This is a genomic window from Kribbella sp. VKM Ac-2566 (assembly GCF_004366005.1).
Classification (GTDB): Bacteria; Actinomycetota; Actinomycetes; order Propionibacteriales; family Kribbellaceae; genus Kribbella; species Kribbella pratensis.
Genome location: NZ_SODT01000002.1, coordinates 102,345 through 129,044 on the forward strand (window position 1 = coordinate 102,345; position 26,700 = coordinate 129,044).

The 26,700-nt window shown below is 68.7% G+C and carries 27 protein-coding genes; 12 read left to right on the forward strand and 15 right to left on the reverse strand.

Going from position 1 to position 26,700, the window contains the following annotated elements; genetic code table 11:
• Positions 1-29 precede the first annotated feature (29 nt).
• Positions 30-554, reverse strand: a complete 525-nt coding sequence (locus tag EV647_RS02010) for a hypothetical protein (protein ID WP_133997495.1) — start codon at positions 552-554, stop codon at positions 30-32.
• Complete coding sequence (locus EV647_RS02015) at positions 551-2,008, reverse strand: wax ester/triacylglycerol synthase family O-acyltransferase (RefSeq protein WP_133997498.1); 1,458 nt, start codon at positions 2,006-2,008, stop codon at positions 551-553. The genes EV647_RS02010 and EV647_RS02015 overlap by 4 nt, the downstream gene beginning before the upstream one ends.
• A gap of 168 nt (positions 2,009-2,176) precedes the next feature.
• Here EV647_RS02015 and EV647_RS02020 point away from each other — a divergent pair, with 168 nt between their 5' ends.
• From EV647_RS02020 to EV647_RS02030, 3 genes are all read left to right on the forward strand, one after another.
• Positions 2,177-2,662, forward strand: a complete 486-nt coding sequence (locus EV647_RS02020; RefSeq protein WP_133997501.1) for a cupredoxin domain-containing protein — start codon at positions 2,177-2,179, stop codon at positions 2,660-2,662.
• Positions 2,662-3,978: a hypothetical protein gene (locus EV647_RS02025; protein ID WP_133997719.1), complete on the forward strand. Its 1,317-nt coding sequence runs from the start codon at positions 2,662-2,664 to the stop codon at positions 3,976-3,978. Before EV647_RS02020 ends, EV647_RS02025 begins: the two co-directional genes overlap by 1 nt.
• Positions 3,979-4,079: 101 nt before the next feature.
• On the forward strand, positions 4,080-4,736 hold the full coding sequence (locus EV647_RS02030; protein WP_238176971.1) for a nucleotidyltransferase domain-containing protein: 657 nt from the start codon (positions 4,080-4,082) through the stop codon (positions 4,734-4,736).
• Here the strand turns inward: EV647_RS02030 and EV647_RS02035 are convergent.
• From EV647_RS02035 to EV647_RS02055, 5 genes are all read right to left on the reverse strand, one after another.
• Positions 4,681-5,862 carry a glycosyltransferase 87 family protein gene (locus EV647_RS02035; protein WP_238175281.1) on the reverse strand — a complete coding sequence of 394 codons (1,182 nt, stop codon included), beginning with the start codon at positions 5,860-5,862 and terminating at the stop codon, positions 4,681-4,683. The two genes, EV647_RS02030 and EV647_RS02035, sit on opposite strands and share 56 nt — an antisense overlap.
• 50 nt (positions 5,863-5,912) lie before the next feature.
• The gene (locus tag EV647_RS02040) at positions 5,913-6,569 is read right to left on the reverse strand and encodes an HAD family phosphatase (RefSeq protein WP_133997507.1); all 657 of its coding nucleotides are present in this window, start codon (positions 6,567-6,569) and stop codon (positions 5,913-5,915) included.
• Between the two features lie 137 nt (positions 6,570-6,706).
• Entirely contained in the window at positions 6,707-7,501 is a 795-nt protein-coding gene (locus EV647_RS02045; RefSeq protein WP_133997510.1) for a DUF4097 family beta strand repeat-containing protein, read from the reverse strand.
• Between the two features lie 110 nt (positions 7,502-7,611).
• Entirely contained in the window at positions 7,612-8,889 is a 1,278-nt protein-coding gene (locus tag EV647_RS02050; RefSeq protein ID WP_133997513.1) for a hypothetical protein, read from the reverse strand.
• Positions 8,889-9,548 carry an SAF domain-containing protein gene (locus EV647_RS02055; protein ID WP_133997517.1) on the reverse strand — a complete coding sequence of 220 codons (660 nt, stop codon included), beginning with the start codon at positions 9,546-9,548 and terminating at the stop codon, positions 8,889-8,891. Before EV647_RS02055 ends, EV647_RS02050 begins: the two co-directional genes overlap by 1 nt.
• 165 nt (positions 9,549-9,713) lie before the next feature.
• Here EV647_RS02055 and EV647_RS02060 point away from each other — a divergent pair, with 165 nt between their 5' ends.
• The gene (locus EV647_RS02060; RefSeq protein WP_133997520.1) at positions 9,714-9,962 is read left to right on the forward strand and encodes a helix-turn-helix domain-containing protein; all 249 of its coding nucleotides are present in this window, start codon (positions 9,714-9,716) and stop codon (positions 9,960-9,962) included.
• 149 nt (positions 9,963-10,111) lie between these two features.
• On the opposite strand, the gene EV647_RS02065 is transcribed toward EV647_RS02060, so the two are convergent.
• Positions 10,112-10,660 carry a hypothetical protein gene (locus EV647_RS02065; protein ID WP_130382387.1) on the reverse strand — a complete coding sequence of 183 codons (549 nt, stop codon included), beginning with the start codon at positions 10,658-10,660 and terminating at the stop codon, positions 10,112-10,114.
• Positions 10,661-10,829: 169 nt separating this feature from the next.
• Between EV647_RS02065 and EV647_RS42445 the strand changes: the two genes are divergently transcribed.
• The 4 genes from EV647_RS42445 to EV647_RS02085 all read left to right on the forward strand — a co-directional run bounded on the left by EV647_RS42445 (position 10,830) and on the right by EV647_RS02085 (position 14,999).
• Positions 10,830-12,083 carry a LysM peptidoglycan-binding domain-containing protein gene (locus EV647_RS42445; RefSeq protein ID WP_202876009.1) on the forward strand — a complete coding sequence of 418 codons (1,254 nt, stop codon included), beginning with the start codon at positions 10,830-10,832 and terminating at the stop codon, positions 12,081-12,083.
• A gap of 269 nt (positions 12,084-12,352) precedes the next feature.
• On the forward strand, positions 12,353-12,559 hold the full coding sequence (locus EV647_RS02075; protein ID WP_133997523.1) for a hypothetical protein: 207 nt from the start codon (positions 12,353-12,355) through the stop codon (positions 12,557-12,559).
• A 338-nt stretch (positions 12,560-12,897) separates the two neighbouring features.
• Positions 12,898-13,950 carry an Rv3235 family protein gene (locus tag EV647_RS41835; protein WP_166680188.1) on the forward strand — a complete coding sequence of 351 codons (1,053 nt, stop codon included), beginning with the start codon at positions 12,898-12,900 and terminating at the stop codon, positions 13,948-13,950.
• A gap of 131 nt (positions 13,951-14,081) precedes the next feature.
• A complete protein-coding gene (locus EV647_RS02085) occupies positions 14,082-14,999 on the forward strand; it encodes a VanW family protein (RefSeq protein ID WP_133997526.1) in 918 nt (305 codons plus the stop codon).
• Here EV647_RS02085 and EV647_RS02090 read toward each other — a convergent pair whose 3' ends face one another.
• Complete coding sequence (locus EV647_RS02090; protein ID WP_166679866.1) at positions 15,000-15,407, reverse strand: cupin domain-containing protein; 408 nt, start codon at positions 15,405-15,407, stop codon at positions 15,000-15,002.
• A gap of 125 nt (positions 15,408-15,532) precedes the next feature.
• Here EV647_RS02090 and EV647_RS02095 point away from each other — a divergent pair, with 125 nt between their 5' ends.
• Positions 15,533-16,243 carry a helix-turn-helix domain-containing protein gene (locus EV647_RS02095; protein WP_238157455.1) on the forward strand — a complete coding sequence of 237 codons (711 nt, stop codon included), beginning with the start codon at positions 15,533-15,535 and terminating at the stop codon, positions 16,241-16,243.
• 13 nt (positions 16,244-16,256) lie between these two features.
• Positions 16,257-17,294 (forward strand): aminoglycoside phosphotransferase, encoded by a 1,038-nt coding sequence (locus EV647_RS02100; protein ID WP_133997529.1) that lies wholly within the window; start codon positions 16,257-16,259, stop codon positions 17,292-17,294.
• Here EV647_RS02100 and EV647_RS02105 read toward each other — a convergent pair.
• From EV647_RS02105 to EV647_RS02120, 4 genes are read right to left on the reverse strand one after another with little or no spacing between them, the layout of a single operon-like run.
• The gene (locus EV647_RS02105; RefSeq protein WP_133997532.1) at positions 17,275-19,167 is read right to left on the reverse strand and encodes a hypothetical protein; all 1,893 of its coding nucleotides are present in this window, start codon (positions 19,165-19,167) and stop codon (positions 17,275-17,277) included. The two genes, EV647_RS02100 and EV647_RS02105, sit on opposite strands and share 20 nt — an antisense overlap.
• Complete coding sequence (locus tag EV647_RS02110) at positions 19,164-20,222, reverse strand: glycosidase (RefSeq protein ID WP_238176972.1); 1,059 nt, start codon at positions 20,220-20,222, stop codon at positions 19,164-19,166. Before EV647_RS02110 ends, EV647_RS02105 begins: the two co-directional genes overlap by 4 nt.
• A gap of 19 nt (positions 20,223-20,241) precedes the next feature.
• Complete coding sequence (locus tag EV647_RS02115; protein ID WP_133997535.1) at positions 20,242-21,060, reverse strand: carbohydrate ABC transporter permease; 819 nt, start codon at positions 21,058-21,060, stop codon at positions 20,242-20,244.
• The gene (locus EV647_RS02120) at positions 21,057-21,953 is read right to left on the reverse strand and encodes a carbohydrate ABC transporter permease (protein WP_133997538.1); all 897 of its coding nucleotides are present in this window, start codon (positions 21,951-21,953) and stop codon (positions 21,057-21,059) included. Before EV647_RS02120 ends, EV647_RS02115 begins: the two co-directional genes overlap by 4 nt.
• A gap of 119 nt (positions 21,954-22,072) precedes the next feature.
• Between EV647_RS02120 and EV647_RS02125 the strand changes: the two genes are divergently transcribed.
• Entirely contained in the window at positions 22,073-23,254 is a 1,182-nt protein-coding gene (locus EV647_RS02125) for a transposase (protein WP_238176985.1), read from the forward strand.
• Positions 23,255-23,292: 38 nt separating this feature from the next.
• Here the strand turns inward: EV647_RS02125 and EV647_RS02130 are convergent, their stop codons facing one another.
• Together EV647_RS02130 and EV647_RS02135 are read right to left on the reverse strand one after the other, a co-directional pair.
• Positions 23,293-24,561, reverse strand: a complete 1,269-nt coding sequence (locus EV647_RS02130) for an extracellular solute-binding protein (RefSeq protein WP_133997544.1) — start codon at positions 24,559-24,561, stop codon at positions 23,293-23,295.
• A gap of 11 nt (positions 24,562-24,572) precedes the next feature.
• Positions 24,573-25,595 (reverse strand): LacI family DNA-binding transcriptional regulator, encoded by a 1,023-nt coding sequence (locus EV647_RS02135; RefSeq protein ID WP_133997548.1) that lies wholly within the window; start codon positions 25,593-25,595, stop codon positions 24,573-24,575.
• A gap of 275 nt (positions 25,596-25,870) precedes the next feature.
• Between EV647_RS02135 and EV647_RS02140 the strand changes: the two genes are divergently transcribed.
• Positions 25,871-26,683 (forward strand): endo alpha-1,4 polygalactosaminidase, encoded by an 813-nt coding sequence (locus tag EV647_RS02140; protein ID WP_238176973.1) that lies wholly within the window; start codon positions 25,871-25,873, stop codon positions 26,681-26,683.
• Positions 26,684-26,700: the final 17 nt, after the last annotated feature.

A 26,700-nucleotide genomic window follows, 5' to 3' on the forward strand; every position in this document is an offset into this window, starting at 1 on the left:
TCAGCTCCCTAAGTGCCCTTATGTGCCGCTTATGTGCGCTGTCCGCCGCGCGGCCCCTCCGCCGCGAGCAGATCGGGGATCTCCTGTGTCGCGTACCACATCAGGTCTTCACCCTCGCACGAATCGAGGGCGAACACAGCGTTGTCATCACCGCTCTGGGCGGCTTCCCAGAGGTCCGCGGCCTTACCGATCACCGTGGTCGCCTGCGCCGCGTCCAGATGCACGGACGCCACCGACCGCCACGGAATCACCACGTGCAGCTCCAGCCGGGCGTCACCGAGCTCCATGGACCCGTCGGCGGGCGGTACGGCGCTGACCTCGGCCGCGATCACCACCCGTCTCCGAGAGGTACCCGGATCGGCGGCCAGCAGTCCTACCGAGGCGCGGGCCGCCTGCGCCATCGCGGCGTACTCCAGCTCCTCGTCGTCACCTTCGACGTACCACTCGCGCAGGGCCGGTGTCACGGCGTACGCCGTCAGCGGCGCCGGGCCGATCTCGCCGGCATTGCACGCCGCGCCCAGCAACCGGAGCGTGGACGGTACGTAGACCCTCATGAGCCCGCCTTCTTGGTCTGTTTCTTCCGGCCCCGGGAAGCCCGGTTCCGGCTGCCCTTGGTGGTGTCCAGCAACTCGTCCAGGGCATCTGTCACACATTGGGCGAAAACGGCGAGGTCCGGCATGGCGGTGCGGTCCGCGTTCAGACCGTAGTACACCTTCCCGTCGTACGACGTGACGCCGACCGACAGGCCCTGACCGGGCATCAACGGAACCACCGGGTACGACGCGAGCATCGGGGCACCCTGCGCGTACAGCGGGAACTGCGGACCCGGCACGTTGGTGATCACGACGTCGTCGATCGGTCGGACCGTGGCGGTCGCGACCCGGGCGGCGAGCGCGTGCAGCGTGGTCGGGGCGAACCCGGCGATCCCGACCAGCGAGCGGGCGCTGACCGCGCGGCCGGTGTCCTTGTGCACCTTGGTCTGGTACGAGATCTGGTGCAGCCGCATGACCGGTGAGTTCTCGCCGACCGGCAGGTTCACGCTCGAGGCGATCACCCGGGAGCCGAGCGACGTGGGCTCGTCGTCCTCGTCGTCGCGGATGCTGACCGGGACCACGGCCCGCACGCTGCGCGTCGGCCCGACGCCCTCGCCACGGGTCATCATCCAGGCCCGGAACGCGCCCGCGACCACCGCGAGGATCACGTCGTTGACCGTGCCGCCGTGGGCCGCGCGGATCGTCCGGTAGTCCTCCAGGTCGGTCTGCACGGTGGTGAACCGTCGCTGACCCGATGTCTTCACATGCAGTGAGCTCTCCTGCGCATGCCGCTGCGCGACGAGGGAGCCGACCACGTCGCCGAGCACCTCGCGAACCGAGGTCGAGCCGGTCAGGCTGGCCATCTCCGCGCGGGCGAGCTCCAGGACCGCGGTCGGGTGTTTGGTGGCGTCGGCGAACACCCCGGCGAGCAGCTCCAGCGCGGACGGCGGGTGCTCCGGCTGCCAGGTGTCGGTCGGCGTGTCCTTGGGCTGCGCCGTCGAGTCCAGGACGACCTGGCCGATGTCGACGGTGCTGTTGCCGTCGACAAGCGCCTGGTGGGACTTCGCGATGATCGCGAACCGGTCGCCCTGCAGGCCCTCGACCAGGTACATCTCCCACAGCGGGCGGGCCCGGTCGAGCCGCCGGGACATGATCCGGGCGACCAGCTCGAGCAGCTGCGCGTGCGTGCCGGGGCGCGGCAGGGCGGAGCGCCGGACATGGAAGGTGATGTCGAACTCTTCGTCGTCCACCCACACCGGCCCGGCGAACCGGCCGGGCACCTGCTGGACCCGCTGCCGGTACCTCGGCACGAACGTGATCCGGTCCCGGATCAGCGCCACCAGGCTCTCGTAGTCGAACCCCTCGTCACCGTGCACCGGCGGCTCGAAGATGTCTACCGTCCCGACGTGCATCGGGGTGGCCGGCGACTCGGCCTTGAGAAAGGTGAGGTCGAGCGACGTCAACCGGTCGGGCACGGCGGTCACCTTCCTCTCGTTCGACGGATTCTCACCCTAGCGGGCCGCACGGACAGTGGGCTGCGACACTGCTTGTACGGGAACACTGAGCTATCCGTGTTCGTCAGGCAAGAGGGTGTGTCCCGCACCCTGAGAACTTCGTTGACCCTTTGAAAGGCTCCTGGACCGATGCGTTCGACGCTCACTCGCGGTGCCGCCACCGCACTCCTGCCCGCCCTCGGCATGCTGGTCCTGGCCGGCTGCGGCGGCGACAGCACCGGCGGCACAACCACCCCCTCGCCGAGCGCCCCGGCCAGTACGCCGACGTCGACCCTCCCGACCAGCACCCCGACCCCGGGCAAGCCGAACACGAGCTCGCCGTCGAACACCGCCGACCCGTCCGGTGAGCAGGCGGACGTCACCGTCGACGTCACCGTTGCCAACGGCAAGGTCAACCCGAGCGGCGCGACGATCAAGGTGAAGGCCGGCCAGACCGTGCTGGTCAAGGCGGTCAGCGACGCCGCCGAGGAGCTGCACATCCACGGGTACGACAAGGAGCTGGAGCTCACTCCGGGCAAGCCGGCCTCGGTCAAGTTCACCGCGAACATGAAGGGCACGTTCGAGGTCGAGACCCACAAGAGCGGCAAACTCGTCGCCAAACTCGTTGTCTCGTGATGCTTCCCCTTCACGGGATCGGTGGGCGTCAGGACCTGCCGGTTCCGTTCGGGCTGGCGGTCGGTGGGGCCGCGGTCGCGGTCGCGCTGTCGTTCGTCGTCCTCGGGCTGGCCTGGCGTAGTCCGAAGTACCGCGGCAACGCGTCCGGCGTACCGTTGCCGACCGCAATCACCCGGATCGTCGACGCCGGCTGGTTCCGGTGGATCGTGCGGCTGTTCGGGCTGGCGACCTTCCTGTACGCGATGGTGTCGCTGGTCTTCGGCGTCGACCGGCTGACGAACCCGATCTTCGGCTTCATCTACATCCTGGTCTGGGTCGGGCTGGTGCCGATCTCATTGGTCTTCGGCCCGGTCTGGCGGACGCTGAACCCGCTGCGCACCGTCCACCTGCTGCTGTCGAAGCTGCTCCGCCAGCCGCCGTCCAAGGGTCTGCTCGAGCTCCCGGCCTGGGTCGGTCTGTGGCCGGCCGCGCTGGGCATCTTCGCGTTCACCTGGCTGGAACTGGTCGCGCCGGACCGCGCCACGATCCCGGTACTGCAGGCGTGGATCGCGTTGTACGTCGTGATCACGATGTTCGGAGCTGTCCTGTTCGGGGACCGCTGGTTCGCGCAGGGCGATCCGTTCGAGGTGTACGCGACCCTGATGTCGCGCCTGTCGCCGTGGGGTCGCCGTACCGACGGGCAACTGGTCCTCCGCCGGCCGTTGGAGAACCTCGACGGCCTTCGCGCGCAGCCCGGTCTGGTGGGGATGGTGGCGGCGCTGCTCGGCTCGACGGCGTACGACGGGTTCTCGAACTCGTCCGCGTGGATCGGCTGGGCGCAGAACCAGGACGTCTCGATGACCTGGCTCGGCACCGGCGCGCTGATCGTCTTCATCCTGTTCGTGCTGGTCACGTACTCCGGTGCCACGGTCCTGGCCGGCCGGCTCTCCGACAGCTCGCGGACTTCGCTACCGGGCCTGTTCGCGCACTCCGTCGTACCGATCGCCTTCGGATACGTCGTCGCGCACTACCTGACCCTGTTGATCCTGGAGGGTCAGCGGACGCTCATCTACCTGAGCGACCCGCTGAGCAACGGCGCCAACGTCTTCGGCACCGGTCTCCTCGCGGTGAACACCGGCATCACCAACCACAGCACGGCGATCTCGGTCATCCAGGTCCTCGCGGTGGTCTGCGGACACCTGCTCGGCGTCATCTCGGCCCACGACCGCGCGGTCGCCCTGTTCCCCCGCGCAAAGGCCCTGGCCGGCCAGCTCCCCCTACTGATCGTCATGGTCGGCTACACCTGCGGCGGCCTTCTCCTGCTCTTCTCGTCCTGATGTACACCCCAGCCGAACGCTCGAGCCTCCGCGACGCCCTGGTTGCGGCAGCTCGAGCGGACGCGCGTGTTGCGGGCGCTGCGCTCACGGGCTCAGCTGCAGTGGGTGCAGAAGACAGGTGGTCGGACATCGACCTGGCACTCGGTCTCGCACCAGAAGCGGACCAGTCCGGCGTCCTGGCGGACTGGACGGACCGCATGTACCGCGAGCACACCGCTGTCCATCACACCGACGTCTGGTCCCGCAGCACCGTCTACCGCGTGTTCTTGCTGCAGTCCACGCTGCAGGTGGACATCGCGTTCGCCCCGGCCGAGGAGTTCGGCGCACTCGGCCCCACGTTCCAACTGCTCTTCGGCGAGACCGCAGAACAGCCGCAGTGGAGTGCACCGGCAGCCGTCGACGTCGTCGGTATGGCGTGGCTGTACGCGCTGCATGCGCGATCGAGCATTGGGCGCGGCAGGGTGTGGCAGGCGGAGTACATGATCAGTGGAGTGCGGGATCACGTGCTGACGCTGATGTGCCTGCGCTACGGCGTACCGCACTCTCAGGGGCGTGGGCTGCATCTGTTGCCGTCGGACGGCGCGTCTGCTGTGGAGGCGACTCTCGTGCGTTCGCTGGACGTGGCGGAGCTGCGGCGCGCGTTTCGTGCGAGCGTCGACGTACTGCTTCTTGAGGTCGAGTACGTCGACGCGGAGCTGGCGGTCAGGTTGGCGGGGCCGCTTCGGGGGTTGACGGCTTCGGCAGACTCCGGCTCGTGATCACCAGCAGGATGAAGGCGATCATTCCGACGATCAGGTGTGAGTTGCCGGGGATCGACTGCCAGAAGCTCCAGCTGAGCTCGCGGTCGTCGCGGAACGGGACCCACCAGATCGAGCGCAGCACGAACAGGCCGTAGAACAGTACGCCGGTGACGACCGCGGGGTTGAGGCCCCAGACGCGGTTGACGCCGCGGATCAGGCTGACGCCGAGCGGGATGATCCACACCCAGTGGTGGCTCCATGAGATCGGCGACGCGTACAGGACCGCGAGGGCCATCACGGAGATCGCGGTGACGCGCTCGTCGGCGAGCCAGTACTTCCGGGCCAGCCACAGCACCGCCAGCCCGAACGCGGCCGACAGCACGAACCAGGTCGGCTGCACCCAGCTCGCTTCGTCTCCGATCCGGTGCAGGAACCCGTTGAACGACTGGTTGCCGGTGTAGGCGATCCCGCCGACCCGGTTGGCGTCCAGGATCACGTCGGTCCAGTACCGCCACGACTGGTGCGGCACGATCGCGAACCCGATCGCCATCGTCGCCAGCAACCCGAGTACGGCGTTGCGCAGCGCACGCCACTGCTTCGTGACCACCAGTAGTGCGAGGAACGGCAGCGGGGTGAGCTTGACGCCGATCGTCACACCGAGCCAGAACCCGCGCAGGCGCGCGTCGTTCGGCCGGATCAGGTCCAGCAGGATCATTGCGGTCAGCAACAGGTTGATCTGGCCGAACTGGATCGTCTGCCAGACCGGCTCGAGCAGCAGCGACAGCACGGTCAGCGCGATCAGCACCGCCGTACGCTTCCGCTGGGTGACGAACGACCAGAACGTCCTGGTCAGGCTGGCCCGCCACAACGCGGTGATGCACAGCACCGAGATCGTCGTCCAGACCACCAGCGCGACACCCCACGGTACGGCGCCCAGCGGGACCATCGCGATCGCGGCGAACGGCGGGTACGTGAACGGGAGGTTCGAGCCGCCGGGGAGCTTCGCGTCGTACAGCGAGTCGCCGTGCAGCAGGACCGAGCCGCCCATCCGGTAGACGCGCAGGTCGATCATGCCGCCGTACAGGTGGAGGATCCAGGCGCCGAGCGCCACGAGGACCGCGCATCCGGCGATCGCGATGATCACGCGACGACGACCGGCCGGACGAGTTGGGGAGGAAGGAGGGGTGGTCACGGTCACGTCAGGTCGGCTCCGAACAGGGTTTCCAGCGCTCGCCGGGTCTCGTCGTACTCGGTGTGAAGAATCGCGGTCATCCCGACCGCGCGGGCGCCGTCGACGTTGAGCTGCAGGTCGTCGACGAACACGCACTCGGCCGGCTCGAGGCCGAGCCGCTGGGCGGCGAGCTCGAAGATCTCCGGCTCGGGTTTGCGCAGGCCCACCTCGCCGGAGATGACGATGTCGTCGAACATCCCGTCCCAGGTGTCCCGCGGGTAGGTGTTGCCCCAGGAGTTCGAGAGCAGCGCGGTCCGGATCCCGCGCTCGTTGGCGCGGCGGACCAGCGCGGACATCGCGGGCTGGTGCTCGAAGTGCGCGAACATCCGCTCGATCAGTCCCTCCGCGGGGACCGGCGTACCGTCGCGGCGGACCAGGATCGAGGCGAGCTTGCGCTCGAAGTCGGGGACGGCGATCTGACCGCGTTCGAGGGCGTGCACCGGGTTGAGCTCGGCGGTGACGCTCTCCGAAGGGAGCCATTTCATGACTGCTTCGAGGTAGGAATCGAAGTCGAAATCGTCGAGTTCGGCCCAGCGCCGCAGCGCCGGCTCGAGGCCGGAGGTGAGCACGCCGCCCCAGTCCACCAGCAGACCACGCGGCACCGCCCGCTCCTCGACCATGCGCGCAAGCCTACTCAGACGACAGTCGCCCTCACCCTCCCGACCCTCACCCTCACAGGCTGTGCACACTCGGCCTAGGGTCCGTCATACCCCCGGCGTCGGTTCGTCCGCTGCAACCCCGAGCGGAGCGAGTTTGGTCAGTGGTTGTATTCGATGCTGACGTCACCCGAAGACGTCTTCGCGGTGATCGTGCGGCTGGCGTTCGGATCGATCTTCACATTCGCCGACTCGTCGCCCGACGACGTGTCGGTGTCCACCTTGTACGCCTCGGCGCCGGACGGGAGCCGGATCGAGACGTCGCCGGAACTGGTCTTCGCCTCGACAGTCTGCGGCGCCTCGGTGAAGTCCAGCGACGTACTGCCGGAGCTGCTGTGCGCCGTCACCGACGTCGCGCTGAGCCCGTCCGCCTCGAGCTCACCCGAGTTCGACTTGAGGTCCAGCGGTCCGCCGACGTCGTGCACCTCGATGTCACCCGAGCTGCTCTTCAGCTCCGTCGCGCCCTCGATCCCGCTCACCGTCATGTCGCCGCTGCTGCTCTCGACCGTGAGCTTCAGGTCCCGCGGCACCGTCAGGACGTACGTCGTCTTGCACCCGAACGACAGGAATCCGCAGCCGCCGCTGTCCAGCTCGAGCTTGCCTTCACTCTCGTCGTACTTCTCCTTCGGGTCCGAACCGAACACGTTCCGCTCGGACTGCCGGTCGATCTTGACCTCGGTCCCGTCGCCGGGCCGCACCTCGACCGTCGCGGAGCCGCCTTTCACGAGCAGCGAACCGCCCTGCACCGGGTAGCTGGTCTGGCTGTTCTTGGTGCCCTCGGTCAGCCCGGTGAGCGCCCAGTACGCCCCGCCGAGGATGAGAGCGACGGAGATCGCGATCCCGTACCGCCGCTCGACACTCATCGAGCTCCGCGGCCGGCCTTGGACATCGGACATGACGCTCCCTCAAGTGCGGGTCGAAGTGCCTCCAACACTGGCACATCGCGGCCCTGCTGTCGGTGGGGATATCCCCCAGATCCCCACCGACTCGACCCTGAGTGCCGGGTTCAGACGGGGACGGAATGGAGGTCGTTGGCGACCGCCGTGGCGAGCTGCTGGAACGCCTTGCGGAGCTTGCTCGACTTCGCCGCCTCGGCCAGACTGCGCCCGTGCGCGACCGCGGTGTCCGCCGCGCTCAGGTCATAAGGCAGCAGAGCGGCGTTGTCGATCCCGGCGTACTGCCGCAGCGCGTCCAGCGCCGCGTCACCCGGCGAGCCGCCGAGCGACCCGGAGCGCAGCCGGTTCACCACCACACGGGTGTTGACCGACGGTACGACGGCGCGCAGGTCGTGGACCGCCCGGATCATGCGGGTCAGACCGACCGGGTCCGCTGTACCGACGACAACGACCTCGTCGGCCTCCTCGAGCGTCACCACGGTCGCCCCGTTGCGCCGCGGCGCCAGCGAGTCGAACGAGATCTCCTCGTCGGTCTCGATGCAGAACCCGGCGTCCACCACCGTGATCGGGGCCAGCGTCCGCGCGGTCGACCAGATCGCCTCGACTGCCGCGGGCCGTAGCTCGGTCCAGCGGTCGGCCCGGCTGAGACCGGTCAGCACCAGCAGATGCGGATTCACCTCGCGGGCGTGCCGGGCGAGCATCACCATGTCGAGCGAGCCGTTCGACGCCGATCGGGCCGCGGCGGCCAGGCCGGAGGTCTCGTCGAGCATCCCGAGCATCTGCGCCACGGTCCCGCCGTACACGTCGACGTCCGCGAGCAACGTCGGGACCCGCTTCGCCGCGAGTTCAGAGGCGAGGTTGACCGCGACCGTCGTCCGCCCGGGCGCGCCGGTCGGTCCCCAGACCGCGACCAGCCGACCGGTGCCCTGCGGGAAGGCGGCCGGCTGCGGGTTGCCGGCATTCTCCGGCGAGAGCGGGACGAAACCGCCCGCGAAGTGCGAGCTGGTGATCGGCGGACCGGCGTCGACCGCATCGGAGATCGCCCGGCCGAGGTCCGCCGGACTCACGTCGGCGGGCAGGATCCGCTCGATTCCCATCCGGCTCAGCCGGTCCTCGGCGCCGAACGGCGCCCCGGTCTCCATCGGGTCGACCAGGGCGAGCACGGCGATACCGCGGGCGTGCAGCGCCGCGACCGCATCGGACGACAGCCGCGGCAGTGCATCGGCCAGCAGCACAGCACGGGCCTGACCGCTCGCAGCCGCCGCCATCACGTCGGCGACATCGACACACCGCCGTACGATCCGGATCCCGGGTGCGCCCTCGGTCCGCCGTACGACGTCTGCTTCCCAGGGCGCCCCGGTGACGGCCAGTAGTACTGGGACCGACATCAGCTGTCCTTCCGGACCAGGGTCGGCTCGCCGGTGCTGATCGCGGTGAGGGCGGCCGGGATACGAGGTAGATCGTCCGAGGCGAGGGCGATCGTCACCTGCCTGCGTGCCGAACCGCCGGCGACACCCTTCACGGAGTCGATCTGCAGCACGCGAACACTGCTCCACAGGGCCCGAGCGGGCTGGCCCTCCTCCTTCGGCACCACCCACACGTCCACGACATCGCCCGGCGCGGTGTCGGACGGCAGGCGACCGGACGCCACCGACAGCGGGAACTCGGTGCGGTCCTGGTCGGACTTGGGTACGGCGGCGTCCCTCGGCACGAACTCTCCCTGGCCCACCGTCCGGCCGACGACCAGCCCCTTCAGATCGGCGTCGGCCGACAGGTACCGCCCCGAGTCGTCGCCGCTGGTGAAGCGGACCCGGACCGTGGTCAGGTCGTCGTCGGTCAACGGGGTCCCGGCCTTGAGCTCGTGCTTGGCGGCCCAGATCGTGGTGGTGTCGTCCGCGGAGGACAGCAGCTTGGCTCCGGCCAGCGCGGTGACGGCGACCAGCAGCACGCCGAGCACCAGGCGACCGTCCTTCCAGCGCGCCTTCCGGTTGCGCTGGGCCGGTGCGGCCGGCGCCCCGAAGCCACTTCGCACTGCTGTCTCGACCACGTCGTCTCCCCAGTCGGTCTGCTGATCCCGGGACATTCTGCCTGGTGGCCGCTCGCAGGGTGAACGGTCATCCACAGGCTGTCATGGCCTGGGGACAAACTCGGCCATCCACGCGCCAACCGTGGCAAACTGAAGGAACCAGCCACTATCCGAAGGAGCACGACGATGCCGGGTCCCCGCTTCCTCCAGTTGGCCGACGTCGCCGAGGTCCTCAACATCTCCGCCAACCAGGTGTACGCACTGGTCCGCCGCGGCGACATCCCCGCCGTGAAGATCGGCGGCCGCGGCCAATGGCGAGTCGAGTCGACCGAGCTGGAGAAGTACATCGAACGCCTCTACACCGAGACCAAACAGTTCATCGACACCCACCCGTTCGGCGAAGAAGTCGACGCCAACGAAGACGCCAACCTCTAACCCCGCCTCCCCCGGCGAGCTGGCGCCAGAGGGCTAGGCACAGGCAGTGGAGTCTGGACACAGGAAAGTGCACTTGGGCACGGGCTGGTGTGTCTGGGCATAGGCAATAGCCTGTTTCCTCACCCCAGCAGGGGTGCACGCCCCCGGGGCTAGCGGCGGCGTAGGGCGCGGAGGGCCTGGGTGGGGACCAGACGGACGTTGTAGACCTCGCTGCGGCGCCGGGGCGCGTCCAGGGGGTGCTCCGCGAGTTCCAGGAAGTCGGCGCCGACGCGGTCGATCGTGCCGGTGACCGGACCGCCACCGCTGCAGAACAGGGTGACCGGTGAACGATCCCGGGCGATCCCCCGCAGCAGATGCGCGAGTCCGAGTTTCCCCTCGACGGCTCCGACCGCCGGCTCCGCCCACGGCCCGAGCCGGTGTACGGCGACCAGGGCGTCGACCGGGATCAGCCATTCCTCGTAGCGCTCGGTCTCGAGCAGCAGGCAGTCCTTCCCGACCCGGCTGAGGAGCCCGCGAACCGGCTCCGCGTCGATCAGTTCGACGCGTACGACGGTGTTCACCGCCCCGCGCAGACGGTCCAGGACCGTGATCTTGCCGACCTCGGCGCGGATCCGATCGGCCACCTCGCCGTACAGATCACTCTCCTGGAGCGCCTCGAACTGCGACTCCAGGTCCGCGAACAACGCATCCCACCGCATGACCGTGAACCTACCGGTCCCGGGCGCCACCGCGCCCTGCGACGGTCACCGTCCGCAGCGGAAACCGACGCAGCGTGCGTTAAGGACCTGCAAACCTGCCGCAGAACCGGTCTATAGTGATCAAGCCAAAGCAAACTAAAGCAAACTCATAGGTCGGGGGTGAAGCGGGATGAATGCGATGATCCGAGCGGTCAAAGGCACACTCGCGCTGGCCGGACTGGCTGGGCTCTACCTGCTGTTGCGGTGGATCACCGCGGGCTCGATCAGCGGCCTGCGGACGTACGACCTGGATTCGCTGACCGTTCTCGCCGTCGGGACGGTCGCGTGGATCGCATACGGGTGGCTGGTGCTGGCCGTCGTACTCACAGCGCTCGAGCAGATCCCCGGTGCGGTCGGTGCACTCGCCGGAGCCGTCGCCGGCCGGATCACCACCAAGACCGCCCGCGCACTGCTCCGCTCCGGTCTCGGCGTCGCCGCCGTCACTCCCCTGACCGTCGGCGCCGCCCACGCAAGTCCTGGCGACACCGCCCACGTCAGCCAGTGGACCCAGCCGTCCTCGACCACCCTGTCCACCGACTACCGCGCCACCGACTACCGCGCCACCGAGCCCCGCTCCACGGTCCAGCTCGGCGGCACCGACACGTCGTTCCGCGCCACCGAGCCCGCGTCCACTGTGGAGATCGGTGGCACGGAGACCGCGCTGCACCGCACGAGTGCCGACAGCACGGCTCCCCGTCAGCGCAGCAACGACTACCGTGCGACCGAGCCCCGCTCGGCCGTAGAGCTCGGCGGCTCCAAGAGCGCGCCGCAAACGCCGCAGACGCAGAGCGACTACCGCGCCACCGAGCCGCCCTCCCAGGTCCGCCTGACCAACCTCACGCCAGGCACACCGGCCCGCCCTACCCCCAGCACACCGACACCGACCACCAGCACCCCGACGCCGACACCGACACCGACGAGGCCCATCACCAGCACCCCGAACCATCCGGCCGGCCACGGCAACCCGGCCACCGGCCGCCCCTCCGCCGAGCGGAAGGCCACTGACCGGCCCGCTGGTTCCAGCGGACCCGTGGACGCAGACGCAGGACAGAAGGGTGGGAACGACCTGCCCGCGGGTGGGCGTGCGCGGGTGGGTGTGCCGGATCGGCCGACCGCCGGTGCGCCGACCCGGTACACGAACCTGCGGCCATCCGTGCCGGTGCGGGTCGTCGTACGGAAAGGCGACTCGCTCTGGAGCATCGCCGCCCGCGAACTCGGCCCCCGCGCGACCGCCGATGCGATCGCCGCCCGCTGGCCGGACTGGTACACCACGAACCGCCAAGTGATCGGGAACGACCCCGACCGCATCCTCCCCGGGCAGGTACTCCGCATCCCGCCCGCACCCACCGGCGACCACCTCACGCCCCACCCCGAGGAGCAGTGACATGAGCCAGCCCCACAACTTCCGGCCGGAAGACCTCCCGCTGGAACACCTCCAACCCGCTGCTCCTCTCACCGCCGTCCCCACCCGTACGACGGCCCGCACCGGAGCCCGCGCCGCTCAAGAAGACCCCGCCCCCACCCACCCGGACGCAACGGAGGCTCCCATGGCCGCCCCAACCCCGACCTCACCATCACCCAAGCCGACTCCTCAGCCCGAGCCGAGCACCACGCCGTCAACTCCCACGGGTACGTCGTTCCCGACTGCCGCAGATGCCGCTACGCCGTCAGCGGCCGCCGAAACCCCCGGCACACCCGCAGCTACAGCAGCAGAAACCACACTCGCTAGCACCGCGGCTGCTGGAGCTGTGGCTGCTGGAGCTGCGGTTACTGGGGCTGCGGCTGCTGGCTCCACGGTTGGTGGAGCAGCGGCTGCTGGCTCCACGGTTGGTGAAGCAGCGGCTGCTGACTCCACGGTAGGTGGCTCCGCGGTGGCTGGAGCTGCCGCTGGTGGAGCTGCGGCTGCTGGCTCCACGGTTGGTGAAGCAGCGGTTGCTGGCTTCGCGGTAGCTGGAGCTGCCGCCGGTGGAGCTGCGGCTGCTAGCTCGACGGTTGGTGAAGCAGCGGCTGCTGACTCCACGGTTGGTGAAGCAGCGGCTGCTGACTCCACGGCTGGTGGAGCAGCGGCTGCTGGCTCCACGGCTGGTGGAGCTGCGGTTGGTGGCTCTGCGGTTGGTGGGGTGGATGTCGCGGGGATGTTGGCTGCGGTGGCTCGGCCTCGGTTGGCGTCGGTTGGCGGTGGGTCGGGTGAGCACACTGTGCCGGCCACCGCCCGGTACGCCGGGGAGCTGACGGACGGGGCGTTGGCGCTGCGGCTGCAGGCGATCACGCGGCTGGGCGTGGTGTCCGCGCCGCGGCACCTGTCGAGCATCGACGCCGCTGCCACCCCCCAGCCCCACCCCGCGCCTCCCGCGGACGGTGGAGTGACGAAGGAGAGCCGGAAGCTCAGCGTGGTGCCGCCAGTTGCAGGCGCCACACACACGGTCGCGGCGCCTGGGCAACCTGACGGGGCCCGGGCGTCGCTCAAGGCAGCCAACACCAACCCGACCGACACCACCCCCACCACCACCCCGACCGACACCGCCATGCTGGCCGCAGCGCCGTCCGGCAGCACACCGGCCAGCGTCCGCTCCACCACCACGCCAGCCACCACCGGTGCCGGCACCACGTTGGCTGCAGCCTCGTCCAGCAGCACACCGGCCAAGGTCCGCTCCACCACCACGCCAGCCACCACCCGTGCCAGCACCCCGCTGGCCGCGGCCCCTTCCAGCAGCACACCGGCCAAGGTCCGCTCCACCACCACGCCAGCCACCACCGGTGGCAGCACCACGCTGGGTGCAGCCGCGTCCAGCAGCACGCCGGCCACCGCGGGTGGCGCGGCGGCTGTTGGGAGGCGGGTGGGTGGGCGTGGCGGGGACGGGCGGGTGCAGGGTGGGGTTGGTGGGCGGGAGGGGCGGCCGGGGGCGGCTCCGGTGTTGCCGGAGGTTCGGGTTTGGGGGGCTCGGTTGGCTCAGGCGGTTTCGGAGGTGCTGGCGGGGGATCGACCGATCTCGCAGCTGGTGCGGTTCACCGACGACGTGGTGTTCACGGAGCTGAATCGGCGGGTGCGGATGCTCGGGATGAACTCGACCGCGGGTACGCGTGGGTCGAAAGAGAAGAGCACCGTGCGTTCGGTGCGGGTGTTCATGCCCCAGCCGTGCATCGCCGAGGTCGCCGCGCACGTGCGGCACGGGGAGCGGTCGCGCGCGGTCGCGTTTCGCCTGGAGGTCCGCCGCAACCGCTGGGTCTGCACCGCGCTCGAACTCGGTTAGAGCGAGACGCGGCGAACTCTCGGCCGAGGTTCGGCGTCTCAACAGGCGCAATTCGATTGTGCTGCGTCTGTCACGTAGTTGGAGGCGGGGCGGCGTACGTTGGCCGAGGTCTTCTTGTTCGGGGGAATGGGATGTTGGAGAGTGCAGCCGCCGAGGCGGCGTGGCAGGTCGATGTTCGAGAGTTGACCGCGGCCGAGCGGGCGCGGGTTCTTCCGGCGGTACGTCGCCGGAGGTGGAGCGAACGCGTCCGCCTGCTGTATCCGTTGGCAGTGCGCTACCACCGTGGCGCCAAGCGGCTGGAGTGGATGAGGTCCAGCACGCCGTACGCCGGGACGCGCGACGTCAACGACCTACCGGTGCGCATCAAACGGCACAAGTCGTTGCTGTTGCGGCAGCTCGGTGAGACCGAGATGTGGATGCAGCACAACAAGGTGACGAACCTGAAGCTCGCCTGCGCACAGGTCGACGGGCTGGTGATCCGGCCGGGTGAGACGTTCTCCTTCAACAAGGTGGTCGGCAACGCGACCCGCCGCAAGGGGTACGTGAAGGGCATGCGGCTGTCGAACGGGCAGGCCAAACCGGGCGTCGGCGGCGGTATCTGCCAGCTGGCGAATCTGCTGCACTGGATGGTCCTGCACTCGCCGTTGACCGTGACGCAGCGATCCACGCACAGCTTCGACCCGTTCCCCGACAACGGGCGGGTGCTGCCGTGGGGTGTGGGCTGCAGCATCGTCTACAACTACGTGGACCTGCAGTTCCGCAACGACACCGATCAGACGTTCCAGCTGCATGTGCGCGTCGGCGATCGCTATCTCGAGGGCGAGATCCTGGCCGACGTCCCGGCGGAGTCGTCGTACCGGGTGTTCGCGAAGGAGGAGCGGTTCCTCCGGGTCGGCGCGGACTACTTCCGGCGGAACGAGATCTGGCGGACCGTGATCGATCGCCGCACGGGTACGGCGGTCCGCGACGAGTTGATCCGCGAGAACGTTGCCCTGGTCAAGTACCTGCCGGTCGACGTACCGGTGCTGGACGTCGTACTCCCGGACTGATCACCCGAGCAGCGAGCACCCGTACTTCTCGAACAGCGCCGCCACGTCCCCCGAGAACCCGCCGTGCAACTCGCGCAGCATCGCGTGGGTAGTGGACGACATCACCAGCACATACCGCGCCGGTTCCTCGCTCGGGTTGCCGAACGTGTGCGGCACGCCGCGCGGCCCGACGATCCCGGACCCGGCCGGTACGTCGTAGTCCTCGCCGTCGATCCGCATCCGCATCGTCCCGGACAGCACGTACCACGCCTCGTCGTCGGTGTGATGCACATGCAGCGGTGCCTGCCACGCCACCTCGTCCGACGTACGACCCGCCGCCTCCCACTCGGCGAGGACGAGGCCGGATCCCTCCGGCGCCACCGTCCGCCCGAGCAGCGGAACCCCTGACAGGTCGTCGCGACGTGCCACCAGAATCTCCTTCTCACCGGCGAATTCCCCATCCTGGCCGCGCGAATCCAACGATGCAACAGGAAGCGACGCCACCGAGAAGCAGTGCAACTGGAACTGTCGGCGGGACGTAGCAGACTGGAGGTGTGACTGTGGTCCTCGTCGAGCCGTACCGGGAGCGCCCCGCGCGCATCGCCGGCGCCGACCTCTGGACGCGGACGGCAGCGGGCGGTGAGTACCGGATCCTGCCCGACGGCTGCATGGATCTGCTGCTGATGGACGACGATCTGATCGTCGCCGGACCGGACAGCCGCGCCTGGACGGGCAGCGCGCCGCGGGGCACGCGGTACGCCGGGATCCGCTTCGCGCCAGGCGCCGCGCCGGGCTTCCTCGGCGTACCGGCCCGCGAATTGCTGAACCAGCGGGTCCGCCTCGCCGATCTGTGGTCGCCGAACCGGAGCAGGCGCCTGCTGGATCGGATCCGGTCAGCGCCGGACCGCGCGACAGCACTCGACCTCGAGGTCGCCAAACTGGTCGAGGAACCGACCGACCGCCTGACCGCGCATGTACTGCGCAGCGTCCGCGGCGGCCTGCTCCGCGGCACGGCCGGCGTCTCCCGCCTCGCGGCGACGATCGGCCTCAGCGAGCGGCAGCTGCACCGGCGCTGCCTGGACGCGTTCGGCTACGGCCCGAAGACGCTCGATCGGGTCCTGTGGATGAACGTTGCCCTCGACCACGCGCGTACCGGCGTCCCGCTCGCCGACGTCGCCGTACTCACCGGGTACGCCGACCAGGCCCACTTCACCCGCGATGTGAAAGCTCTCACCGGTCTGCCACCGAAGATCCTCTTGGGCTGACAAACTGCTCCTCATGACCGAGGTCGGTACGACGGCGTTGCGGCACAACCCGCTCAACGCGGTGACGGCGAGCGTCGAGCGGGTGACGTACGCCGACGGCCGGACCGCCGTACGCAAACAACTGCGGCGGCCGAGCGACACCCCAGCAGGAGTTCCAGTGCCGTGGGCCGCCTCGACCGAGCCGCGACACTGGAACTACTGGCGCCGCGAACTCGAGGTCTATCGCGACGACGAGCTCCGCGAACAACTCGCCGACGCCGGACTGGTCCTGCCCACCGCGCAGGTCGACGAGAAGCCCGATGGCGCCGTACTGCTGATGGACGACATCGCCGGTACGCCCGGCACACATTTCAGCCTCGCGGAACATGCAGCCCTCGCACGCGCCTGCGGCCGCTGGCAGGCCCGTCCCGCACCGGAACGACCCTGGACGTCGACGGGCTTCCTGCGCGACTACTCGACGACCCGCGAGGTCCCCTGGCAGCTGATGACCGACGACGCGGCCTGGCAGCAACCGCTGATCCGCGAGACCTGGCCGGCCGAACTGCGCGAGGCCTGGACCGGCCTCCTGGTCCATCGCAACGCGTTGCTTGACCTCGTCGCGTCCCTCCCGCGCGCCCGCTGTCATCTCGACTTCTGGGTGTCGAACGTGATCCAGCGCCCGACCGGCGAGCTCGCGCTGTTCGACTGGTCGTTCCTCGGTGACGGCGCGCTCGGCGAGGACATCGGCAACTACATCCCGGACGCGGTGTTCGACCTGTTCTGGCCGGCCGAGCGCCTTCCTGAGCTGGCCGAGACTTGCATAGCCAACTACCTCGACGGTCTGCAGGAGGCGGGCTGGCGCGGTGACCCGGACCAGGTGCGTCTGGCGGTGATGGCGTCCGGTGTGAAGTACGCCTGGCTCCTGCCCGGCCTGCTGGGCCGGGCCTCGGACACGACGCACAACGCCTACCACCGCCAGGTCGACAGCAGGTACCTGTTCCACCAGCGCGGCCAGGCCCTGCTGTTCGTTGCCCGCTGGTGTGCCGAGGCGTTCAGCCGAGCACGACGGTGAAACCTCCAGGTACGACGAGTGGCTTGCCGCGGGCAACCAACTGCCCGGTGGAGTCGTACGTGTAGGCGTGCCCGCTGGCGGTGGACACGCGCGGACGGGTGTCGACGCTGACCAGCAACGTCGCTGCTCCGATCCGCAGGCTGCTGATGGTCGGGAGCAGCAGTACGGCGTCCAGCTGAGCCGTGCCCGTTGTCTGCGCGTTGAGCGTGGTCGCGTTGGCAGGGAGCGGGTTGGCGAGTGTCAGCGGTTGAAGCGCGCCGGGTGCAGCCGAGATGCCTTGCGGACCGCAGGTATGGACCAGCGTGCCGAGGGTGCGGCCGCCGCTCGTCCAGGTGCTCCGGGCCGGTGTGGGTGTGTCGACGAGGTTGACGACCGGGAGCACCAGCCGCGGCTGTGGTGACGGTGGCACGGTCCACGTCGCCGTACCATCGACGGAGAGGTAGGAGCCGTTCCTCCATTGGGATTCTCCGGTCCATGCGGATGGCGGTGTGACGACCGCACCGCCGGTGGCCGTCTCCGCCTCGACGATCTGGAGCCCGTCGTACGCCGATGCGCCTGACAGGCGGGCGATGTCCGGGTGGGCGTCGAGGGCGAGCATCGAGAGTTGCCCGTGGATCGTGGACTCGGCACCGGAGTTGCGGTTGATCACACCGTCGCCGGAGATGCCGTCGTACGTGCGGCCGGTGGTGGCGTCGTACATGGGTTGACCGGCGCGGTTGGCGCCGAAGTACCAGGTGGCGACGAAGGCTGCGAGATGTTTCTGGCCGGGGCGATCGATCGCGAGGAGTGCCTGCAGGCGGGCGTCGACGCCGTACGCGATCTGGGAGCGGTCGATCGGCGTCGGGAGCCAGCCGTTGTCGGGGCCTCCGGCGGTCAGCAGGAGCGGCGTGAAGCCGGCGGTGTCACCGATCGCCGCAGTCAGGAAAACGGTTTCGTCGAGCGCGGCCGAGGCGGCGGCGAGGGCCGAGGGCATCTGGGCGCCCCAGGCGTGCCAGTCGGAGATCGACTCGCCCCAAGGCATGAGCGCACGGAAAGGCCACTCACGGGTCGAGCCCGCGGGCATCTGGGCGATGCCCTCGGCGAACCGCGTGAGGGCTCGACGGGCTCGGGGCGATCCGCCGGCGTCGACGTACGCCGAGAGCCCGAGGACTGCTTCCGACGTCGCGTCCGCGCCGTTCACGATCAGCCACGCGGGGAGACGGCGGCCGTCGACGACGTTGTACTGGCCGTAGCGGATCAGGACCTGGCGCTCGAGCGCAGCGATCGCCAACTCGAGGCGGTCGCGGAGGAACGCGGCGAAGGCGCGGTCCGTCCGGCGGAAAACGCTGTACCCCTCCCCGAGCGCCCAGACGGTGCGGGCCAACCAGTACGACGGCCCGGAGTCGGAGGGGTCAGGGAGCTCGACCGGCTCGGCGCTCGGGTTGAGCGTTCCGTCGGGCTGCATCCAGAGCACGACGTTTCCGTTGGGCGACTGCAGGAACGTGAGCGCTCGCAGCAGGTCGCGGGCGGTCTGCAAAGAGGTCGCCTGGTGGAAGAGTTTCCAGTGCCGCAGGTAGACGACGGCCGCCCGCGCGATGTCGTCGGCGTTGTAGGCGCCCTGCCCATAGGTGTTCGTTGCCGGGTCGTAGGACCCACCACCGATTCTCCGGTACGAGCCGTCCGCCTGATGGTCGGCGTACGTCCACAGAACGCCCAGCGGGCCGGACCCGAAGGTGGTGTGGCCCGCGGCGGCAGGAGGTGAGACCGAAGCCCGGAGGAAGTCGAGGTGGGCGAGATTGGACAGGCGGCTGGAGGCAGCAGCGGGAAGGGCGACCGTGGAGGCGGCGGCCACCGCGAGTGCTCCGCCGAGGACGGTGCGGCGGGTCGGGTTCATGGCAGGCGGTCCAATCTGGCCACGCCGATCGCGGCGTCGGCCATGCCGTAGAAGACGTAGTGCACGCCTTCGACCTCTTCGATGGCGGTCGGGAAAACGACGTTTCCTACCGTTCCGACTTTTTCCTCCTCGGTTTCCGGGACCATCAGAGGTTCGGTGGTCCGGGCGACGACCCGGGTGACGTCGTCGGGGTCGAGGATCAGCGCGCCGGCCGCGTAGCAGACCTTCTGGGTGGTGGGGTCGAAGCCTTCCGGCTGCTCGCCGGTGACGCCGTGGTGGATGACGAGCCAGCCTTCGGGGACCCGCAGCGGCGCCGGACCGGCGCCGATCTTCAACTCCTCGAAGGGGTACTCCGACATCGCGACCAGCCGGTGCTGACGCAGGTGGACGAGGTTCCGCAGGTCGTCCTCGACGGCGGCCACCGGGACGAACGACACCCAGATCCCCGGCCGGTCGTCGGTGACACCCGCCGGCAGATGCACGCCCTCGCCCTCGCGGAACCATCCGAGATCCCACATCGGCCGGTGCAGCATCGCGTACGACAGTTCGCCGTCCGGACCCCGCACCGGTTCGGGGAAGAAAACGGTGTCCTTGTTCGGGAACAGGTTCAGGTCGGTGTCCAGGTCCGGCTGGTACTCGAAGTGCAGCGGCCCCAGCCGGCGCCAGTACCGAAGATCCGACGACACGGCGAGCGCCGGCTTCGGACCGAGCGGACCGTAGGCGACGTACGTCATCACGTGCAGCCCGAGCGACGGGACGAACGTGACCCGTGGATCCTCCACGCCCGCGTTGTTCTTGCCCCGCTCCCAGCCCTCGTCCGGCGCGAGCACGACACCTTCCCGCCGGACGCCGACCGGTACGCCGTCCGCCAGCTCGACAGCGGCCAGGCCGACCCGCGACACGTTGCCGTCAGCAACCAGCCGGGGCAGCAGGTACAACTGCCCGTCGGGCGTGTGTCCGGTCGCGGGGTTCAGCACCCCCTCCGCCTCGAGTTCGTTGCCCGGCTCGGCCGTCATCAGGACGCCGACGCGAGTAAGGGTGTAAGGAACAGTCACGGAAAAAGCCCTTCAGAGATTAGCCTTTGACGCCCGACGACAGGTTCGTCGAGATGAAGCGGCGCTGGAAGACGATGAACAAGGTCACCGCGGGCGCGGCCAGCACACACGCGCCGGCGAGCACGGCGCCGAACGGGTTCGCGGCCCGTGCCGAGACGGTGGTGAGGTAGTTGGACAGCGAGACCGCGAGCGGCTGCAGGTCCTGCTGCTTGGTGATCAGGAAAGGCCACAGAAACTCGTTCCACGGCCCGATGAACGTGAGCAGAACGCCGGTCAGCAGAGCCGGCCGCACCAGCGGTACGGCGATCCGCCACAGGATGCTCAGCTCCGACGCCCCGTCGATCCGGGCCGCGTCGAACAACTCGGCCGGCAACTGCAGGAAATACTGCCGGAAAACGAAGACCGCGGTCGAGTTGATCAGGAACGGCAGGATCATTCCGAGGTAGCTGTCGGCGAGCCCGTAGCTGCGCACGATCAGCACGTACAGCGGGATCGTCAGCAACTGGAACGGCACGACCTGGATCAATAGCATCAGGTTGAACACCAGCCCGCGCCCGCGGAACTGCAACCGCGCCAGCGCGTACCCGGCGAGCACCCCGAACACGAGCGTCCCGAGGATCACGCCGCCGGTGAAGATCCCGGAGTTGAGCAACGAGCGGCCGAGATGGATCGACTGGTTGATCTCGGCGTAGTTGTGGCCGGTGAGGTTCCCCGGCGACGGAAACGCGCCCCCGACCGACGGATCCGGCTCGGCCTGCAGCGAGCCGATCAGCATGTAGTAGAAGGGAAACAGGAAAACGAAGGCCCCGATCAGCAGGCCGACGAACTTGAGCTTCACGACTCCTCCCTCCCCACGAAACGCCTTTCGATCAACGCGAGCGCCAGCACTCCGATCACGAGCAGGACGCCGATCGCCGAACCCACATCGGGGTTCCCCTGCTCGATCCCGCGCTGGTACATGATCAGAACCGGAGACGCAGAGGCTCCGTCCGGCCCGCCGCCACCGGTCAGCAGGTAGGGCTCGGTGAAGAGATTCGCGCCGGTCACCGTGGCGACCAGGACGACGAGCGTCGTCGCCGGCCGCACACCGGGAACTGTCACGTTCAGAAACGACTTCCATCGCCCGGCACCGTCCATCGAGGCGGCCTCGTACAGATCCTTGGAGACGTTCTGCAGCGCGGCCAGGTAGAGCAGGATGAAGAAGCCGAGCTGCTTCCAAGTGACGTAGATGGCAACTGTCGGCATGGCCAGCGACGAGTTCACCAACCACGACGGATCGGGCGCGAGCGGGCCCAGGACGGAGTTGACCAGGCCGTTGGAGTTGAACAGGAACAGCCAGACCCCGACGACCGCGACCGAGGCCGTGACATACGGGACGTAGTACGAGACCCGGAAGAACGTCCGCCACCGGATCGCCGCGTTCAGCGCGTTCGCGAGCAGCAGCGACAGGACGACCGTCAACGGAACATTGATGACCAGAAACACCAGAACGTTTCCGAACGCCCGCCGTACGGCCGGATCCGACAACACCGTCACGTAGTTGTCGAACCCGACGAACGGCCGCTCCACGATCGCACCCGGCGCCGCGAAGAAGTAGTCGTGGAACGACATGTACACCGCGAACCCGAGCGGATACGCGAACACCGCGGCCAGGAAAACGACGTACGGCGTGACGAACGCGGTCCCGACCGGATGCTCACCGAGAACCCTGGCCACGAATCCGCGTCTCATCGGATAGCCCGCTCGGCGGACCTGTCGTGCGCGGTGAGAGGTAACCACGACACCCTCCCTTGCGAGATTGGGAACTGTCGGTGCCGACTGATTGGATCTGATGCATGTCCAGGTTCCGGATGTACCCGACTCCGCAGCAGGAAGCCGCGTTGCTGGAGCACTGCGGACACGCGCGGTACGTGTGGAACCTGGCGCTGGAGCAATGGTCGATGTGGACACGCGACAAGGGACCGACGCCCAGGTATCTCGAGCAAGCCCGGCAACTGACCGAGGCGAGAGCGGTATTCAGTTGGCTGCGGGCGGGGTCGCAAACCGTGCAGCAACAAGCGCTTCGGGACTTCGACCAAGCCACCAGGAACTTCTACGCAGGCACCCATCGACGTCCGACCTGGCGGAGGGCTGGGCAGCACGAGGGATTCCGCATCGTCGGCGGCCAGGCGACCCGGGTCGTGAAGCTGAACCGAAAGTGGGCGGCAGCGTGCGTACCCAAAATCGGATGGGTCCGGTTCAGGCAGTCCCGCGCCGTACCTGACGCGAAGTCTTACCGGATCACCTGCGACCGCGTAGGCCGCTGGCACATCGCCTTCGCCTCCATCCCACCGCTGGTCCCCGCGCCGGCAACAGGTGAGGTCGTCGGCGTCGACCGCGGCGTCGCCGTGTCGGCAGCCTTGTCGACCGGTGAGCTCTTGCTCTGTCCTCGTCCGCGGACGACCGAGCAGCGGCGCCTCAAACAACTGCAACGGCGTATGGCCCGCTGCCACCGGGGTTCCAACCGTCGACGTCGTGTGAAGGCCGCGATCGCGAAGCTGTACGCGCGCGCTCGTGACCGGCGCAGAGACTGGGTGGAGAAGGTCAGCACCGACCTGGCCCGCCGATTCGACATAATCCGCGTAGAGGACCTCCGCGTTGCTCAGATGACCAAGCGCCCGAAGCCGAAGCCCGACCCCGGGCGGCCGAGTAGGTACTTGCCGAATGGTCGCAGAGCCAAAACTGGGCTGCACCGGAGCATTCTGATCAATGCTTGGGGCGCCTTGGTACGTCGCCTGGCGGAGAAGGCCCCAGGGCGCGTCGAGAAGGTCCATGCTGCGTACACATCCCTGACCTGCAGCTCCTGTGGGCATTGCGCACCGGAAAACCGCGAGAGCCAAGCGGTATTCCGATGCGTTGCCTGCGGTTATCAGGCCAACGCGGACGTGAACGCAGCGGTCAACATCGCGGCCGGACGGGCCGTCAGCGCACGCCGAGAGACGTCTCCATGGGTCTCGCTGAAGCGTGAACCTCAACTCCCTACCTCCGCGTAGAAGTTGGAATCCCCGTGCGTCATCGTGCGGGGAGGACGTCAAGACTGCTTGGCGAGTTGGTCGACCTTCTGGGCGGCGCCGTCGAGGGCTGTGCCGATGTCTTCCTGCCCGAAGATCACCGACTTGGAGTAGGCGTCGCGGAACGTCTGCCAGATCGTGATCGAGTTCGGCACGTTCGGAACCTCGACGGTCCGCGACGCCTGGTCCGCGAACGTCTTGTACTCGGGGTTCTTCGCGAAGTAGTCGGCGTACGTCGACGCGACGTCCTTGCGCAGCGGCATCTGCCCGGTCGCGGCCAGGAACTTTCCGTCCTGTTCCTTGCTGGTCGCGAACTTCAGCACGTCCGACGCGGTGCCGCGGTTCTTGCAGGCGGAGTACATCGCAACGTTCTTCGCGTCACTGAACGTGTGGATCTCCTCGGGAGCCTTACCCGACGACGTCGGCACCGGTACGACGCCCCAGTCGACCTTGCCCTTGTACGTCGCGATCGCCCACGGACCGACCACGGCCATCGCCGCCGTACCGTCCACGAACGCGTCCCCGGTGTACTTCTCCGGCGAGGCGAGCTTGTCGGCGTACATCGTCCGCCAGAACTGCGCGACCTTCTTGCCCTCGTCGGACGCGAACGTCGCCTTGCCATCGGCAACCAGCTGCTTGCCGCCGGTCTCGGCCGCGTACAACGGGTAGAAGTCGAACCAGGACTGGTAGAACTCGTTGCTCGGCGCCGGGTAGATCGCGAACTTCGCCGCCTTCGACGCCACCACCTTGCGCGATGCGGCGAGGAACTCGTCGTACGTCTTCAGCGAGGGATCGGTGATGCCCGCCTTCGCGAAGATCTTCTTGTTGTAGAAGATCATCACCGGGTTCGACTTCCACGGCAGCTGGTAGTACTTGCCGTCCGGCGACTTGTACTGCTGCGCGACGTCGCCGGACCGCTCCTCGATGTAGGACGCGTCCAGCGGCACCAGACCGCCCTGCTTCTGGAACTGCGAGACCGACGCCGGCGAGGTGTTGAAGATCAGGCAGGGTGCGTTGCCCGCGGTGATCGCCGCGCCGATGACCTCCTCCGACGACTTCCCGGTCGGGATCTCCTGGGCGGTGACCTTCTGGTCGGCGTGCTCGGCGTTCCAGGCCGCGACCATCTGCTTGCCCCAGGCCACTTCCTCGGCGTTGTTCGAGTACCAGATCGTGATCGGTCCGCGGGCCTGCGCCGCGGCGTCGGCGTCACCAGAGCCGCCACCGCCGCTCCCGCACGCGGCGAGCGAGCCGGCCAGAACCACGGCCAGCAGTCCAGCTTGCAACTTCATCAGAGTTCCTCCTACAAAGGGGGTGCGGCGGTGGAGCGCCGTACGACGAGTTCGGCGGGCGGCAGCTCGACGTCGGGTACGTCGGTGTCGCCGTCGACGACCCTGTTGAGGGTCCGGGCCGCCGCCTCGCCGAAGCGGAACGGGTCGGCGCGGACCGTGGTCAGACCGGGATGCACGTACTCGGCGAGCTCGCTGTCGTCGAAGCCGGCGATGCTCAGGTCGTCCGGCACGTTCAGGCCCGCGGCCTGGGCGGCGCCGAGACCCGCGATCGCCATCCGGTCGTTCGCGTAGAAGATCGCGGTCGGCGGCTCGGGCAGCGCGAGCAGCCGCCGGGTGGCCTCGATCCCGCCGGCCGCCGTGAAGTCGCCGGTCTCGACCGCGACCGGTTCCAGGCCCGCGGCGGCCAGCGTGTCGGTGAAGGCTGTGGACCGCGCTGTGGCGTGCACGAACGCGGGCGGACCGGCGACCTGCGCGATCCGGGTGTGTCCGAGTCCGACGAGGTGCTCGACGACCGCCACCGTGCCCGGCCGGTCGTCGAGGGTTACAGCCGGGAACGGCGAGTCGCCGTCCGGACGGTTCAGGGTGACCGCGGGCAGGCCGAGCTCGACCAGCAGGCCGATCCGCGGATCGTCGTGCCGGAGGTCGGACAGGAACACCCCGTCGACCCGGGCGTCCTGCGCGAGCCGCCGGTACCCGTCCTCCTCCGACTCCCCTGCCGTCACCACCTGCAGGACCAGAGCCTGCCCCCGCGTCGACAACACGCTCTCGACCCCGGCGATGAACGCCGGGAAGAACGGGTCCGACGACAGCACGGCCGGGTCACGGGTGATCACCAGGCCGAGCGCGAACGCCTTCGAGACCGACAGCGACCGCGCGCGATTGCTCGGTCGCCAGCCGAGCTCGTCGGCGGCCGCGAGGATCTTGTCCACGGTCGACTGCGCCAGCCCGGGGCGCCCGTTGAGCGCGAACGACACCGAGCCCTTGGACACGCCGGCCCGGCGCGCCACATCCGCGATCGTCGGCCGTTTGGTCACTCGAACTCCTCATTAAACCGGTTTAAAGAGGAGTTAAACCGGTTTAAACCGCGCCTGTCAAGATCTCGCGGTGTGCGCAGTACCGCAATCTCCGGCGAGTTCCGCGCACTCGTTTGCAGCCGATCGCTTGACGGGCCCGGTCGGCGGTGGCTTAACTGGTCGGCAGTGACGCACCCAGCCGGTACCAGGCCGACGGCCTGAAGTCCGGTTTCCCGGCGCCAGGGCGGTGAGAAGCCCGAGGCGGGGTCGCGTCCCCGGGACCGATGGAGCCGATCGTGTCCAGACTCGTCCGCCGCCTGCTGGTAGCAGCCGCGGCCATTCTCACGCCAGCCCTCGCAGTCACCACCTCCACCCTCACCCGAAATCCCGCCGACGCGGCTGTCACGCTCCCGCCGTCGCACGCGAAGTTCGACTACCAGATCGGCGGCGCGTACACCCCGCCCGCCGGTGTCCAGGTGGTCACCCGCGACCGGACCGCCGCTCCGGCGTCCGGGCTCTACAACATCTGCTACGTCAACGCCTTCCAGGTCCAACCCGGCGAACAGGGCCAGTGGGACTCCGACCTGCTGCTCCGCGATGCCAAGGGCAACCTTGTGATCGACGAGGACTGGGGCGAACCGCTGCTCGACCTCCGGACGGCGGACAAACGGAACCGGATCGCCGCCAAGGTCAACGGCTGGATCGACGGCTGCGCGACCAAGGGCTACAAGGCGATCGAGCCCGACAACTACGACAGCTACACCCGCTCGAAGAACCTTCTCACCGCCGGCCAGGCGAAGGCGTACCTGACCCTGCTGGCCACGCACGCACACAGCAAGAGCCTCGCCATCGGCCAGAAGAACACGGTCGAACTGGCCGGCCAACGCACCTCGGTCGGCCTGGACTTCGCGGTCGCCGAGGAGTGCGGCCAGTACGACGAGTGCGGTGACTACGTGGATGCCTTCGGCAACAACGTGATCGTGATCGAGTACACCGACAAGGGCCGGCGTACGGCGTGTTCGCAGTACGGCGGAACGCTCTCGATCGTGCAGCGCGATGTGGACGTCTCCGTCCCGGGCGACCCCGGGTACGTCCGCAAGACCTGCTGAAACTCCTTCCTCCAACC

Coding starts and splice junctions, on each gene's coding strand:
- EV647_RS02010 (WP_133997495.1), bottom strand. CDS start 554: ATGAGGGTCTACGTACCGTCCACGCTCCGGTTGCTGGGCGCGGCGTGC.
- EV647_RS02020 (WP_133997501.1), top strand. CDS start 2,177: ATGCGTTCGACGCTCACTCGCGGTGCCGCCACCGCACTCCTGCCCGCC.
- EV647_RS02025 (WP_133997719.1), top strand. CDS start 2,662: ATGCTTCCCCTTCACGGGATCGGTGGGCGTCAGGACCTGCCGGTTCCG.
- EV647_RS02040 (WP_133997507.1), bottom strand. CDS start 6,569: ATGGTCGAGGAGCGGGCGGTGCCGCGTGGTCTGCTGGTGGACTGGGGC.
- EV647_RS02045 (WP_133997510.1), bottom strand. CDS start 7,501: ATGTCCGATGTCCAAGGCCGGCCGCGGAGCTCGATGAGTGTCGAGCGG.
- EV647_RS02050 (WP_133997513.1), bottom strand. CDS start 8,889: ATGTCGGTCCCAGTACTACTGGCCGTCACCGGGGCGCCCTGGGAAGCA.
- EV647_RS02060 (WP_133997520.1), top strand. CDS start 9,714: ATGCCGGGTCCCCGCTTCCTCCAGTTGGCCGACGTCGCCGAGGTCCTC.
- EV647_RS02065 (WP_130382387.1), bottom strand. CDS start 10,660: ATGCGGTGGGATGCGTTGTTCGCGGACCTGGAGTCGCAGTTCGAGGCG.
- EV647_RS42445 (WP_202876009.1), top strand. CDS start 10,830: ATGAATGCGATGATCCGAGCGGTCAAAGGCACACTCGCGCTGGCCGGA.
- EV647_RS02075 (WP_133997523.1), top strand. CDS start 12,353: ATGCCGCTACGCCGTCAGCGGCCGCCGAAACCCCCGGCACACCCGCAG.
- EV647_RS02085 (WP_133997526.1), top strand. CDS start 14,082: ATGTTGGAGAGTGCAGCCGCCGAGGCGGCGTGGCAGGTCGATGTTCGA.
- EV647_RS02100 (WP_133997529.1), top strand. CDS start 16,257: ATGACCGAGGTCGGTACGACGGCGTTGCGGCACAACCCGCTCAACGCG.
- EV647_RS02105 (WP_133997532.1), bottom strand. CDS start 19,167: ATGAACCCGACCCGCCGCACCGTCCTCGGCGGAGCACTCGCGGTGGCC.
- EV647_RS02120 (WP_133997538.1), bottom strand. CDS start 21,953: ATGAGACGCGGATTCGTGGCCAGGGTTCTCGGTGAGCATCCGGTCGGG.
- EV647_RS02125 (WP_238176985.1), top strand. CDS start 22,073: ATGTACCCGACTCCGCAGCAGGAAGCCGCGTTGCTGGAGCACTGCGGA.
- EV647_RS02130 (WP_133997544.1), bottom strand. CDS start 24,561: ATGAAGTTGCAAGCTGGACTGCTGGCCGTGGTTCTGGCCGGCTCGCTC.